The sequence below is a fragment of the Alteromonas ulvae genome, assembly GCF_048987005.1.
In the GTDB taxonomy this organism is placed as follows: Bacteria; Pseudomonadota; Gammaproteobacteria; order Enterobacterales; family Alteromonadaceae; genus Alteromonas.
Map to the genome: position 1 here is coordinate 3,217,765 of NZ_CP185261.1, position 12,598 is coordinate 3,230,362.

Annotated in this window: 10 protein-coding genes; 5 read left to right on the forward strand and 5 right to left on the reverse strand. The window is 43.3% G+C overall.

Features of this window, described 5'->3' with window-relative positions; translation table 11 throughout:
- Positions 1-41: 41 nt before the first annotated feature.
- Entirely contained in the window at positions 42-2,015 is a 1,974-nt protein-coding gene (locus ACOJR9_RS14065; protein ID WP_420936142.1) for a RecQ family ATP-dependent DNA helicase, read from the reverse strand.
- 255 nt (positions 2,016-2,270) lie between these two features.
- On the opposite strand from ACOJR9_RS14065, the gene ACOJR9_RS14070 reads away from it, so the two are divergent.
- From ACOJR9_RS14070 to ACOJR9_RS14090, 5 genes are all read left to right on the forward strand, one after another.
- Positions 2,271-3,113: an SAM-dependent methyltransferase gene (locus ACOJR9_RS14070; protein ID WP_420933563.1), complete on the forward strand. Its 843-nt coding sequence runs from the start codon at positions 2,271-2,273 to the stop codon at positions 3,111-3,113.
- A 1-nt stretch (position 3,114) separates the two neighbouring features.
- A complete protein-coding gene (locus ACOJR9_RS14075; protein ID WP_420933564.1) occupies positions 3,115-3,318 on the forward strand; it encodes a hypothetical protein in 204 nt (67 codons plus the stop codon).
- 5 nt (positions 3,319-3,323) lie between these two features.
- A complete protein-coding gene (locus ACOJR9_RS14080; RefSeq protein WP_420933565.1) occupies positions 3,324-6,629 on the forward strand; it encodes a response regulator in 3,306 nt (1,101 codons plus the stop codon).
- A 107-nt stretch (positions 6,630-6,736) separates the two neighbouring features.
- Entirely contained in the window at positions 6,737-7,642 is a 906-nt protein-coding gene (locus tag ACOJR9_RS14085) for a sensor domain-containing diguanylate cyclase (protein WP_420933566.1), read from the forward strand.
- 258 nt (positions 7,643-7,900) lie between these two features.
- Positions 7,901-8,758, forward strand: coding sequence for a PA4780 family RIO1-like protein kinase (locus ACOJR9_RS14090; RefSeq protein ID WP_420933567.1), 858 nt, complete (start codon positions 7,901-7,903; stop codon positions 8,756-8,758).
- A gap of 101 nt (positions 8,759-8,859) precedes the next feature.
- Here the strand turns inward: ACOJR9_RS14090 and ACOJR9_RS14095 are convergent, their stop codons facing one another.
- The 4 genes from ACOJR9_RS14095 to ACOJR9_RS14110 all read right to left on the reverse strand — a co-directional run bounded on the left by ACOJR9_RS14095 (position 8,860) and on the right by ACOJR9_RS14110 (position 12,440).
- Positions 8,860-9,306 carry a DUF3015 family protein gene (locus ACOJR9_RS14095; RefSeq protein ID WP_420933568.1) on the reverse strand — a complete coding sequence of 149 codons (447 nt, stop codon included), beginning with the start codon at positions 9,304-9,306 and terminating at the stop codon, positions 8,860-8,862.
- Between the two features lie 44 nt (positions 9,307-9,350).
- On the reverse strand, positions 9,351-11,150 hold the full coding sequence (locus tag ACOJR9_RS14100) for a DUF4105 domain-containing protein (RefSeq protein WP_420933569.1): 1,800 nt from the start codon (positions 11,148-11,150) through the stop codon (positions 9,351-9,353).
- 222 nt (positions 11,151-11,372) lie between these two features.
- Entirely contained in the window at positions 11,373-11,855 is a 483-nt protein-coding gene (locus ACOJR9_RS14105) for a GNAT family N-acetyltransferase (RefSeq protein WP_420933570.1), read from the reverse strand.
- Between the two features lie 24 nt (positions 11,856-11,879).
- Entirely contained in the window at positions 11,880-12,440 is a 561-nt protein-coding gene (locus ACOJR9_RS14110; protein ID WP_420936143.1) for a manganese efflux pump MntP family protein, read from the reverse strand.
- Between the last annotated feature and the right edge of the window lie 158 nt (positions 12,441-12,598).

Consider the following 12,598-nt stretch of genomic DNA (forward strand, 5'->3'; position numbering starts at 1 on the left):
TTTTTATGTACTGCTTGTTATTTACTGCTTATTCTTAAGCGCTAGCCGCAAGCATTCGATTGTAAATACGCGGTCACCACCGCTTTTACATCTGCATAACGACAGTTTTTACAACAACCGAAGCCCTGTACCTGCCTCACTTTCATCCGAGTAAACAACGGCATAGACATACCTGTAAGAAAACGACAGTACGTATTTTCAGTTATTTTTGTGTGAACTTTACCTTCAAGGTGCTTATTCAGTGCCGTTATTGCGGTTGCTATTTCGTCTTCATCAGGCGCTGCAATTGGGTTTGAGTAAGTCAGCTTAGCCACGTTACCGCTACACACGCTACAGTGTCCGCACCGCTCTGGCGCGTCTTTATCATCAAAATAGGCGGACAAATTAGCATTTAAGCAGCTATCGAGCTCAAAGAATCGAACAAGCGCAGCAATACGCTGAATTTCCTTGCGTTCATTGTCGGCAAAATAGTGTGCTAACTTTTCGGACAAATCACTTGCGAGCAGTGCCTGTTGATTCACCTCAAACACATCAGTAATTAAACGCGATGCCAATTCAATATGGTTGTGCTCGTGCAAATATTCTAGTGCGCTAACCACTCTGCTTCGCTCGGCCCCGTAATGCTGATAAATATCATCAAAGTTAACCACACCCCACACCTTTTTCATTGCTGTGTTGTTAAAAACGGCATTTAGGAACTCACTACGCTCTTTAGCAAACTGACTGAGAATGTCTGCTTTTTCGGTTATAAAGCGAAATTTAAACTCTGCAAAATACGCATAAAGTGGGCGGATAACCTTGGCCAATTCTAATTGCACTAGCAATGTTTTAAGCGGGAGCTGGCGAATATTACTTTTGGTCGATAGACTGTTTATCTGAGTTTCCCACTCATACACATTGTCGTTTACTGTTTCTGTGCCTTGAGAGGCGATATCATCAATAACCGCTTGGACGGCTTGTTGGTCGGGAGTGTCTCCATAAACAAAGTTTTCGATGGTAACCAAGCCATCTAGATTAGCTAATACGGTGCAGTTAGCCGCTTTTCCGTCACGCCCCCCTCGACCAATTTCCTGACTGTAGTTTTCAATGGATTTGGGTAAGTCGTAATGCACCACAAAGCGAATATCCGATTTATCTATGCCCATACCAAAGGCAATGGTAGCCACAACCACCTGAAGCTTGTTGTCCATGAAGTCTTGCTGAATACGTTGTCTAACATCACTGTCTAAACCGGCGTGATAGGCACTTGCTGTGTAGCCACTTTGTAGTAAAAAACGGGCTATCTGCTCAGCACTTTGTTGCAGGGTTACGTAAACAATGCCTGCACCTTGCTGGTGCTCTAATTCATTAAGCAAGGCGTTATTTTTTTCTGACTCTACTACCGGCAACACATTTAAATGTAAATTCGAACGATAAAAACCGGTTTGAATGATGTTTGATGGGGCAATGTCAAACCTGCGGGCCATGTCCAGCTTCACTTTTTTAGTGGCCGTAGCGGTGAGCAGCAGTACTAAAGGTATCTTCAAATCTTGCTGATAAGCGGGCAGCTTTAAGTAATCTGGTCGAAAGTTATGCCCCCATTCGGAGATGCAGTGGGCTTCGTCGACCACCAGCATCGACACTGGTACTGATTCGATAAACTGACGAAAACGCTCGTTTTTAAACCGCTCTACTGACACCATCAATATGTTGCACTGGCCCGAGCGCACGTCATTCATTACTTGCCGGTTTTGCTGGGGCGTTAGCGTGGAATCGATACTCGCCGCCGCAATGCCTTTGCTATGTAAGAATGCGAGCTGATCTTTCATCAGTGCTAACAAAGGTGATACCACCACAGTAAGGTGGGGCAATTGCGTAGCCACGAATTGATAGCACAATGACTTACCAGAGCCGGTAGGAAAGATAGCGAGCGACGACTGCTGATTCAGTAAGCCTTCAACCACCTCCTGCTGTCCTGCTCGAAAGGATGTAAAACCAAATAGGCGTTGTAGCGCCCAAGAGTAGTCTGCGGTCATTGAATTCAGTGCTCTTAAAAAACGCCCCTCAAAAATAACGTACTCACTTACAGGTTGCAATGAATGTATCTCAAACCGCTAATGGTGAACGTACTCATTTGTGGGAAAGGTAATGCTGTGACCTACACCATTTATAAAGAACCCAAAATAACGCTTACTTAGGCATTAGCATATATGCCATTGATAGGCGTAGTAAATGGAGTAAATCTACCTTATAGTAGTAGACAAGATTTATGTAGCTACTGACAAAAGGGAATGATGGACTCAGTTAAAAAAGGATCGCTAGTTGTTGTCGGTACTGGTATCAGCGTTGCTGGGCAAATGACATTGGCAGCAAGAAGCTACATAGAAAACGCCGACATTGTGTTCATGGGAATCATGAATAAAGTGGGCGAACACGTTGTTAAAAAAATAAATCCTCACTGCATCTCTCTTGATGATCTCTATGAACAGGGTAAGTCTAGAGCAATCACCTATCATCAAATGGCGGATCGCATTGTGCAAGCGGTTGTTGAAGGTCAAAACGTGTGCGCCGCTTTTTATGGTCATGCAGGTGTATTCGTTACGCCTTCTCACGAAGCCATTAGACGGGTGCAGGAACTCGGTTTGGACGCTAAAATGCTGCCTGGCGTGTCAGCGGAAGATTGCTTAATTGCTGATTTAGGCATCGACCCATCGCGATTTGGGTGTCAATCATATGAAGCAACTCAATTTTTATTTCGCGATTACAAAATAGACCCGCACATGACTCAGATTATCTGGCAAATTGGGCTAGCTGGGGAAGCTTCGCTCAGCGTATTAAATGCCAATCATAGCCAATCTGGGTTGGCGATATTGACAGAGGTACTGCGAGAACACTACCCCGAAAACCACGAAGTGATTGTTTACGAAGCCGCTACCTTACCCATATGTGAGCCCAAAATTCAAAAAACAATGCTTCGCGATTTACCATTGGTAAAACCAACGTTGATCTCAACCCTTGTAGTGCCCTCTTTAGGGTTGCCAGAATATCACCAAGAGCGCTTGGCGCGGCTTGGTCTGACAAAAGAACAAATTATCAACTATAGAAACCCCCAAATAAACTCAATTAGGAACTGACATGGCCAGCTCGCTTATAGATTTCTTAGAAGAACTAGACACTAATAGCAATTTAATGGAAGCGTACAAAAAAAACCCCGTGGCGACCGCCGCACAATACGGGCTCTCTGATGAAGACGTAACGCTTATCGAAGAGCAAAATTGGGATGAAGTAAAAAGGCGGTTTGACGATGTAAGTAAAGCCAATCGCGTAGTGAGTTATTAATTGACGTGAAAGTTGCAGTACAGCCGTTTATTTTTATCGTCGTTGTTTTCATCGGTCTGTCGATGAAAACAGTGATGGCTATGCAAAATATGCCGCTTCAAGCTACGCTTGCCCAAAATAACACGCTAGAAAATGGCCTTGGCCAAATACAACCCACAGCCGTGCTATTAAATTCTCTTGAAGAGCGCATCAAACAAAACGATGCATCTGTAGAAAGTACGTTTAAAGGGCTTTCACAGTACTTCATTGAACACCCCAGCGATTACCACCACGCCCGATTTTTTAACTTAAAAGCTTACCGCGATATTTTACAACAAGACTATGTATCAGCTTATCAAACACTTCTAGATGCCCGCGAATATGCCAAGGTTGGCAATAACGAATTAGCCCTCGCCGAGTCATTTCGGCTGGAAGGATTTATTTTAGATTTCTCTGGCGAGCATGGGCGGGCATTAGATGCCTTGAATCACTCCCTTGAGCTGTATGACCGGTTAGATAGCGATGAGGTGCTATCGGTATACGGTGCAATGGGTAATGTGTATGCCTCGCTCGAAGATTTTGAGAAGTTGCTCTCATTCAGCCATCAATACCTTTCTTCCGCGCAACAATTAGGAAATCGAGAAAGTGAAGGTATCGCTTATTATTATCAGGGTTATGCACACAAAGAGTTAGGCAATTATCAAGATTCGAAAGTGAGTTTGCTGCTAGCGGATGAACTGCTTACAGAAATCAATTATCCCTTCGTCGGAATTGTCTATAGCTCTATGGCAGAACTGCATATCGCGCAAGGCAATATGAGTGAAGCGCTAAGAAGCCTTAATCAAGCAGCAAAAGCGGATCGCAAGGTTGAATTTCGATATACCGAGGGACCCCGCTTACTGCAGTTGGTTGAAATTTATTTACAGCGAGGTGAGGTTGAGCTTGCTATCAGCGAACTTGAGGCTGGTATTAAAAAAGAAGAGGTACAGAGCGACAAGGCACTGCTACTTAAATTTTTTGAGCAACTCATCTCGTTATTCGAATCAAAAAAAGATTATCAGTCTGCCTTGCAATATTCCAAGCAGTTTCAAGAAACCTATGAGCAGAGCTTTAATGAACAGCAATCTAGGTTACTGGCGCTTAATCGTGTACGCCTCGCAATAGCAGAAAAAGAAGACACGATACAACTGCTTGAGAAAGACAATCAATTAAAAGAACAGCGCAATATCATTCAACAAAAAACCAATACGTTTCAGCTCTACTTTATTGTTGGCGTTATTTTGTCTTTAGCTTTAGTGTTGAGCTTATTGCTTAGAACTCGTCAGCAACGCAGTGCCCTAGACCAGCTAGCAAAAGAATTGCAAAAGGCAACCGACGCAAAATCTGATTTTCTAGCGCGTATGAGTCATGAAGTACGCACCCCACTCAATGCGATTATTGGTCTTACAAAACTCTCCCAGCGCGCAGCTGAAAACAAAGAACAACAGACTAACTTGTTACAAATAGAGGGTGCATCAAACACACTGTTGAGCGTAGTTAACGATATTCTAGATTTTTCAAAAATTGAAGCGGGGAAAATGGATATTGAGTCGGCGCCTTTCAATATTGATACTTTGGTCAATCAAGCAATTCGATATCACCTACCTCGCGCCAATGAAAAACAAATTGAACTCATTCAGCATATTGCTAGAGATGTTCCTCATAATTTAATTGGAGATCCGCTTCGCATACAGCAAATTTTAAATAATTTTTTAAGCAACGCGCTTAAGTTTACTGACGATGGTCTGATATCTGTGAGCGTTGGGAGTGAACTTGTCGCAGACAACGTAGTGCTTGAGTTTGAAGTAAAGGATACCGGTATTGGATTAAGCAACGAGCAAAAAACCAGGCTATTTCAAGCATTCAACCAAGGCAATGAATCAACGTCTCGCCGCTATGGCGGAACAGGATTGGGACTAGCCATATGTCAGCAGCTGGCTTCATTAATGGGTGGGAAAACATGGGTTGAAAGTAAGTTAGGCAAAGGCGCTAGTTTTTATTTTACGGTAAATGTAAAACGTAACTCAGCAGTAACCATAGTGTCGCCTTCAAAACAGTTATCGGCCCTAAAAGTGCTGGTGGTAGATGATATAAGCCTATCACGACACGCAATTACAGAAGCGTTATTAATGGCTAATATTGAGGCCGATGTTGCCACAGGTGGTCAAGAGGCCATAGCCAAGTTACGTAACGCCACGGCTAACAATGCACTTTACGACTTGCTTATTCTAGATTGGAAAATGCCCGATATTGATGGCCTTGAAGTTGTGGCGATCATGAACCAAGAGTTTGCTGCAAAGCCTCCTAAAGTCATTATGCTATCTGCGTTTGAGTCGGCTCAAATGCGCGAACAGGCAACACGTCTTGGTATAAAGACCTTTATCAAAAAGCCTTTCGGAGCCAGTGAGCTCATTAACAATATTCAAGAGCTGTGCCTCGATTACCGCGAAAGTGAAGAGGTAATAGAGAAAGACGTGTCTGAACTCCCAAATCTTGCCGATAAAACGATTCTGCTGGCTGAAGATAACGCACTTAACCAAAAAGTAGCCTTGGGCTTGCTTAAAGAGACTCATGCCAACATTAAAGTGGTCAATAACGGCATAGAAGCAATTGATGTACTTCGTTGCAATAGTGCTTTTGATCTCGTACTAATGGATATACAAATGCCAGAAATGGATGGCTTAGAGGCAACAAAAGTCATTCGCGATGAGCTACAGCTTACCATGCCTATTATCGCGATGACGGCACACGCCATGCAGCAAGACATAGACAAAAGCATAGCAGCAGGCATGAATGCTCACCTCAACAAACCTGTTGAGCCAAATAAGCTATTTAGTGTATTGGATGCTGCTATTGGAGAACAAAACGCCACTACTTCGCACAATGAAGCGCAAGAACAGAACAAAAAAACTGCTAGCACAATAACGATTAAAGCACTCACTCGAGTCGATAAAGTCAGGGCGATGCAATCTTTGCTTAATGATGAATCCTTATATAACACCTTGCTTAACGACTTTTTGGCACTTCAAATAGAACTGGATGCACTTTCTTTGGCCATCGCTGATAGAGATTACCCTTCAATCGCGCGAATTGTGCATATTTACAGTACCGCTCTAAAATATATTGGTGCTTTCGAGCTCGCTGAATTGACGCGTTCGGTCGAACTCACTATTCACAATCAAGGGCAATCAGAAGACTTTGATGAACAGCTACAAACAATGATTCATGCACTTACTAAAATCCATGAAGCCCTAAGGGGTAACCTCAGTAATCACGACATGCCAGCGGGCTAGCTAATAGAAAACGTAAAACGGCTTTACTTATACAGAGATATTGGTGATTTCGTCAGCATGTATCTATGCTTTTATAAAGAATGATTTTAGAGGTGTTTTATTTTTAAATGCACAGAAACATATCTCTTAGTGAACTAGAACACCTGCTGGAATTCGCGCCCTGTGTTCTTTACAAATATGTGCTATTCCCCAACGGTGAAGGAAGCCTTTTGTATGTAAGTGCGGGCAGCACTGACCTACTGGGTTTACACGCTAAAGACATGGTGGACGATATTGATAATTTCTGGAATATCGTTTACCCCATCGATCTAGAACGACTGCAAGCAGAAGATAACAGTGCAAACCAACAAGGTGATTTTTTTGTTTCAGACGTTCGCATAAACAATCCAGCAAAAGGTATGATTTGGGTAAGACTATCCTCCAAGCCAAGTGATGAATTTTATGAAGGGCATCAGGTATGGACAGGGTATATGGTTGATATTACCGATACCAAACGCCTCGAAGCTGAGTTAGAAGAACGCGCTCGACGAGATGCCATGACGCAATTGTGGAACAAAAGCGAAATAGTGAGCGCGCTAGGCGACGCGCTATCTCGTTTTGAACGCGATAACCAACCATTCTCAATAATGCTCATGGATTTGGACCATTTCAAAGCCATTAACGATAATTATGGACACCTTGTTGGTGACGATGTGCTGCTTAAATTCACAGAAATAGCCTCTTCAGAACTTAGGGAAGTCGACATTTTAGGTAGGTTCGGAGGTGAAGAGTTTTTAGCTATTATTCACAATGCGTCTCAAGAGGAGACAAGAGTGCTTGCCGAGAGGATAAGACAAACCGTAGAAAAAACCTATTTCACTGAAGACACGATCACGTTTTCAATTACGGTAAGTATTGGCATCACTGAAATTAAAAAGATACAGAAACAATCACCAGAAGAAGTAATTAGACGCGCAGACGACGCGCTGTATCAAGCTAAACAAGACGGGCGAAACACAATTAGATTTAAATGACGCTGTTGTTGACTCGCCCCATTCCATTCAGCTCGCTTTTTCACAAAATACCCACTTACGAAACTTAGCTTCTTCTAACGCATAATACATGCGATTTTCTCGTGTTTATTCATACCCCTCATCAAGAATTCGAATAAAGTACTAGCCAACAATAATGCTCTTGATTTTCAAGACTGATATACTATGCCTGAATTCACCTAAATAAAGAGCAATGCTTCAAAACATGACTACACACCATTCCCATTTAGTAGGCACGCTGTGAAAATACCCAAACGCCTACAACCCCTTGTCGATGATGGTTTAATTGATGCAGTAATAAGCCGCCTAATGAGCGGCAAAGAAGCCGATGTATTTATTGTGCGCTGTGGCGACCATATTCGCTGTGCAAAGCTGTACAAAGATGCAGTAAAACGTAGTTTTAAAAAAGCAGCTCAATACCAAGAAGGTAGAAAGGTTCGGGGTGGTCGTCAAGCACGGGCTATGGGCAAGCGCTCAAGCTATGGCCGTCAGTTAGAGGAAGAGATATGGCAGACTGCAGAAGTTGACGCCCTGTCACGCCTTAATGAAGCCGGCGTGCGTGTACCTGATACCTATTGTTGCGTTGATGGTGTGCTACTTATGGAGCTTGTGTCAGATGAGAGCGGCGATGTAGCCCCTCAGTTAGGCCATGTCTCAATGAGTGAAGAGGAAGCGCTTAAACAGCACAAAGAAATGATGCACAACATAATGCTCATGCTTTGCGCAGGCATTATTCACGGTGACCTCTCAGAATTTAACGTGCTTGTTGACGGTAAGGGCCCTGTAATCATCGACTTGCCACAAGCCGTTAATGCCTCTGCCAACAACAGCGCTGAAGCCATGTTTGCCCGTGACGTAAACAACATGCGTCGTTATTACGGTGAATTTGCTCCCCAGCTATTACAAACGAACTATGCCAAAGAAATGTGGGCTTTGTTTGAAGAAGGTAATTTAACGCCTCATTCCACGCTGACTGGCGAATTTCAAGACAATAGAGAAAACGCAGACGTAGGCGCGATTCTTGAAGAAATTCAAGCGGCTGAAGATGAAGAGAAAGAACGCCTAGCGCGTATCAACTTTTTGGATGATACTGAGTAGAAGTACGCAAGCGCGGCAACTATTGGCAAGCGATATAAGCTAAATTGGGCAGCGACACGTTTACTCCATATTTTAGGTAAACACGCCACTGCCCAGCAATATTAGATGTTTGCTACAACAGCGTTGTAGAAAGCTTCTGGGTTAGCTGCTTCGTTTGTTGCAACTGATACTGCCATTTCAGCACGCACAGCAGCAACCACTTCTGCACGATCCGCTTCGTTTACTTCTAGAATATCAAGCATTGCGGTTAAGTGTGCGCCAGAACCTTGGCTAGTTTCTTCAATCATAGTATTGAAATTGTTTTGAATGAAAATAGCCGCAGTTGCCATTTTGCCTTCACATGAATCAACTGATGAAATTTTTGAAGAAACCGCAGTAGTTCCTAAATCCCAGATGATGTTTGAAATAGCCGCTGCTGTGCCATTGTCGTCAAAAATCATGGCGCCAATACCACAGTGCTTCCACGCATTGATTTTGTCATCAGCTGCTACATTTCCAGCAAAAGCAGTTGTCGTTAAAAATGCTGCAAGCGTTAGTTTTTTAAACATTTGTTTAATCCTCTGATTTTTTTTAATTAATTTTAATTCAATTTTTAATAATAATGCGAAATGAGCACGCCAAAGTCAGTACCTTGCCTGTTATCAACATTTACTCTCACGTCCCAGCGCTGATTAATTAAGTATCGTGCTGACAATGAGAGATAGTGCAAGTCCTTCGATGGTTGATTTACAAACCATTGTTGGCCCACTGCCAATGACATTGCTATTTCAGGCGTAACATGTGCCACGCCCCCCACTTCTGAACCTACAGCAACAAAGCCGCCATTCAGATTAGAGCTTGTAATGGAAGTACTGAGTGCCGCATATCCCACAAGATTTTGGCGAAACACCCAAGATTTCCCTATAAAACTGTCTACATAACCCGCTCCACACTCCACACAATTATTTGCTTGCTCGCGGTAGCCAAAAGCCAACTTCCAAGCCCAATTGCTATCTAGTGGTAACCCAGACTCAGATGCATTGAGGTTAATAATGCGTACCGGTGTAAATTCTCTGATCGAGACCCCCTCCCCCTCGAGATACCGAAGACGCAAATTAAATGTGGTAAGCTCAGAGTAAGGAATTCTCCCTGGATTAAGCGTGAGTAAATCATAATAATTCGCGCGGAAATTTAGCTCCCCAGACACACCACCCGCTGCAGAATCGTAAAGCGCAAAACCGACACGAGTGGTGTCCTGCGCCTCATGGGGAGGACGCCTTTCCACTGTCTCCCAATTTGGTTTTACCGGTGCCATAGAAAATCGCTTTATCATGGCTTGCCGCTTTTGCGCTTTTTGTATATCGGTAAGATCGTCTTCTTTTTGCTCAATGAATGCAAAGTAATCGTATAGAGTATCGATAACTCGTATCGCGGATGCTTCAGTTAGCGATGCAAGCTGTTGATGCGTCTGTTGAGGTGCACTTTCCAATATAGTTAGGAGTACTTGCTGTTCTCGAGGGTTTAGTTGTTGCCAGCGATCATACAGGGTCTGTTGACGTGAACCGTGGTAGATAACGTCACTAAACATGACTCGCTCGCCCTGATGGCGCTGCATCATCACTACTAAATCAAACGGCATCACCCATATCTTGTTGGGAGCTATAAGCGGCTCATCAAACACTAAACCAAGCAACTTTGCCAGTTGATAGGCACAGTTTTGCTCAAAAAAGTAATAGGTCATGGTAGCATTTTCTAGCTCCCACAAATGAGCTAGCAAAAACTGAATATCGTCTTGAGTTAGATTGAGCTTGTACTCCCACATATCACGCAACTCTGTTTCGCTGTACGTTAGATGGTGGTGGTGGTACTTCTGATTTGAGAACCTGCCTTGGTAGCCGCCAAAGATACCTTTGGTGATATACACCAGCTTATTTTCATCAGTGGGAACCTTAGCGCCATAAGAAAACGTGTTGTCTAAGAGTCCATCTTCTGAGCCGCCATTAAACTTTAAGAACACGTGACCAAACATAGATGCAGGGTTACCTAAATAACCTGAAGCAAATATGAGGCTTGCGCTTTGGGTTGAAAAAGCATCTAAGTATTCTTGATACTGAGGGCAATTGACGTCAGGAAAGCTCAATTCTGGAAGGTGCTTGTTAATAAAGAGCTTACGCGCGGGAAACTGGCATTGGCTGGCTGGCTCGTCAGTGAAAATACGTATCGTTGCTTTTAGCTCTTTAAGAGGATACTCAAAGCCGTTTTTCGCTAAGTAGAAGTTTTCACCACTAACATGTAAAGAGACGGCAGTTTGCTCAGCATGCAATAACTGTTTCCACACGCTTTGCGATGCAACGCTCTCTAAACTGAGCGATATGCCTGAGGCAAAAGCAAGAGACACAGTTGACAAAAACAAAATACAACAGCGAATGAGAAGGGCGTACAACAGGCTTTCCTACAATAAATCCATTTATATACACAATGTCATTGTTGACAATTAAGGCTCTGATTGCGGAGCGCAATTAATATGCCTGCACCTATGCGTATATACAAGCTGAAATTAAAGAAAATGATGAAGAAAAGACGCTGAGGCCATTTTTTTTCACGAAAGATCCAACTAGACCTTTACTGTTCTTGCCTAAAGCCACTTATACATTACCAACGCATCAACGAAGCCTTTCGCTGGATGATTGAACGCATTGGGTAATTTCCCAACAGTGTCGAACCCTAACTTGTGCCATAAGCGAATAGCAACCTCGTTAGTTGACGCAACAAAGTTAAACTGCATTGCCTTATAACCTAACGCTTTTGCCATGGACTGAGAGTGCTCGCACATGGCCGTTGCCACTCCCTTTCCACTTGCTGACGCCGCAACCATATAACCACAATTGCAAACATGCTCTCCCGGACCAGCGTGATTGGTTTTAAGATAATACGTACCTATCACCTCACCGTCATCCAATGCTATGTAAGTTTTGCGAGGAATTTTGACCCAGATATTAAGCGCTTCTTCTTTTGAGGTGTCTGTGCGAAACGCATAAGTTTCGCCCGCTTTTGCAACCTCATGGAAAATAGGCCAAATTAAGTCAAAGTCTTGAATAGAGGCTTCTTTTATCTCCATTTATGCATGCTCTCTTTTAATAATTTAAACTGTGTGGCTAACAAAGATCCACACACCTACCAGTATAAGTATGACTCCACCGAATGCCTCCGCACGCTTACCTATTAATGAACCAAGTGCGCCTCCTAAAAGAATGCCAATAGTTACCATGGTAAAAGTCGCCATGCCAATCATCATAGCGGCTACTGCAATATTGACCTCAACCAGTGCGAGGCCCACACCAATGGCCATAGCATCAATACTGGTGCCACACGCAGTAATTAGTAAGAGGACGAAAGACTGCTTTTGTGGCGCATTATCTTCATCTTCAATCGGAGCAAAACTTTCCCGGATCATGTAAGCACCTAACGCAACTAATATAACAAGTGCAATCCAATGATCCCACGCCTCCACATAAGCTGAAGCAGCCCGCCCGATAAACCAACCAATTATTGGCGTAGTTGCTTCAACCGCCCCAAATGTAAGACCTATTTTAACGGCATAGCTTAAGCGTGGCTTTTTGATTTTAACGCCTTTCCCAATGGCGGCAGCAAAGGCATCGGTAGACATAGCGAAAGCAAGTAGAATTAGGGCGAAGAAGTTCACTTTTTGCAGGTCCGGTTGGGCAAAATAGCGCCTATTATACATACACAAGGCTAATTACAAAGTTGAAATTACCGTTGCTCCTGCCAAACAAGGTGCATCTACTCTAAGTTAGTGTTTTCTGTTGTGTAGATATACATTTTTTCCAATTAAAAAATGGA

Bases quoted from the DNA above. Each gene is read 5' to 3' on its own strand.
- ACOJR9_RS14065 (WP_420936142.1), bottom strand. From the start codon at position 2,015: ATGACCGCAGACTACTCTTGGGCGCTACAACGCCTATTTGGTTTTACA.
- ACOJR9_RS14075 (WP_420933564.1), top strand. From the start codon at position 3,115: ATGGCCAGCTCGCTTATAGATTTCTTAGAAGAACTAGACACTAATAGC.
- ACOJR9_RS14105 (WP_420933570.1), bottom strand. From the start codon at position 11,855: ATGGAGATAAAAGAAGCCTCTATTCAAGACTTTGACTTAATTTGGCCT.
- ACOJR9_RS14070 (WP_420933563.1), top strand. From the start codon at position 2,271: ATGATGGACTCAGTTAAAAAAGGATCGCTAGTTGTTGTCGGTACTGGT.
- ACOJR9_RS14095 (WP_420933568.1), bottom strand. From the start codon at position 9,306: ATGTTTAAAAAACTAACGCTTGCAGCATTTTTAACGACAACTGCTTTT.
- ACOJR9_RS14085 (WP_420933566.1), top strand. From the start codon at position 6,737: ATGCACAGAAACATATCTCTTAGTGAACTAGAACACCTGCTGGAATTC.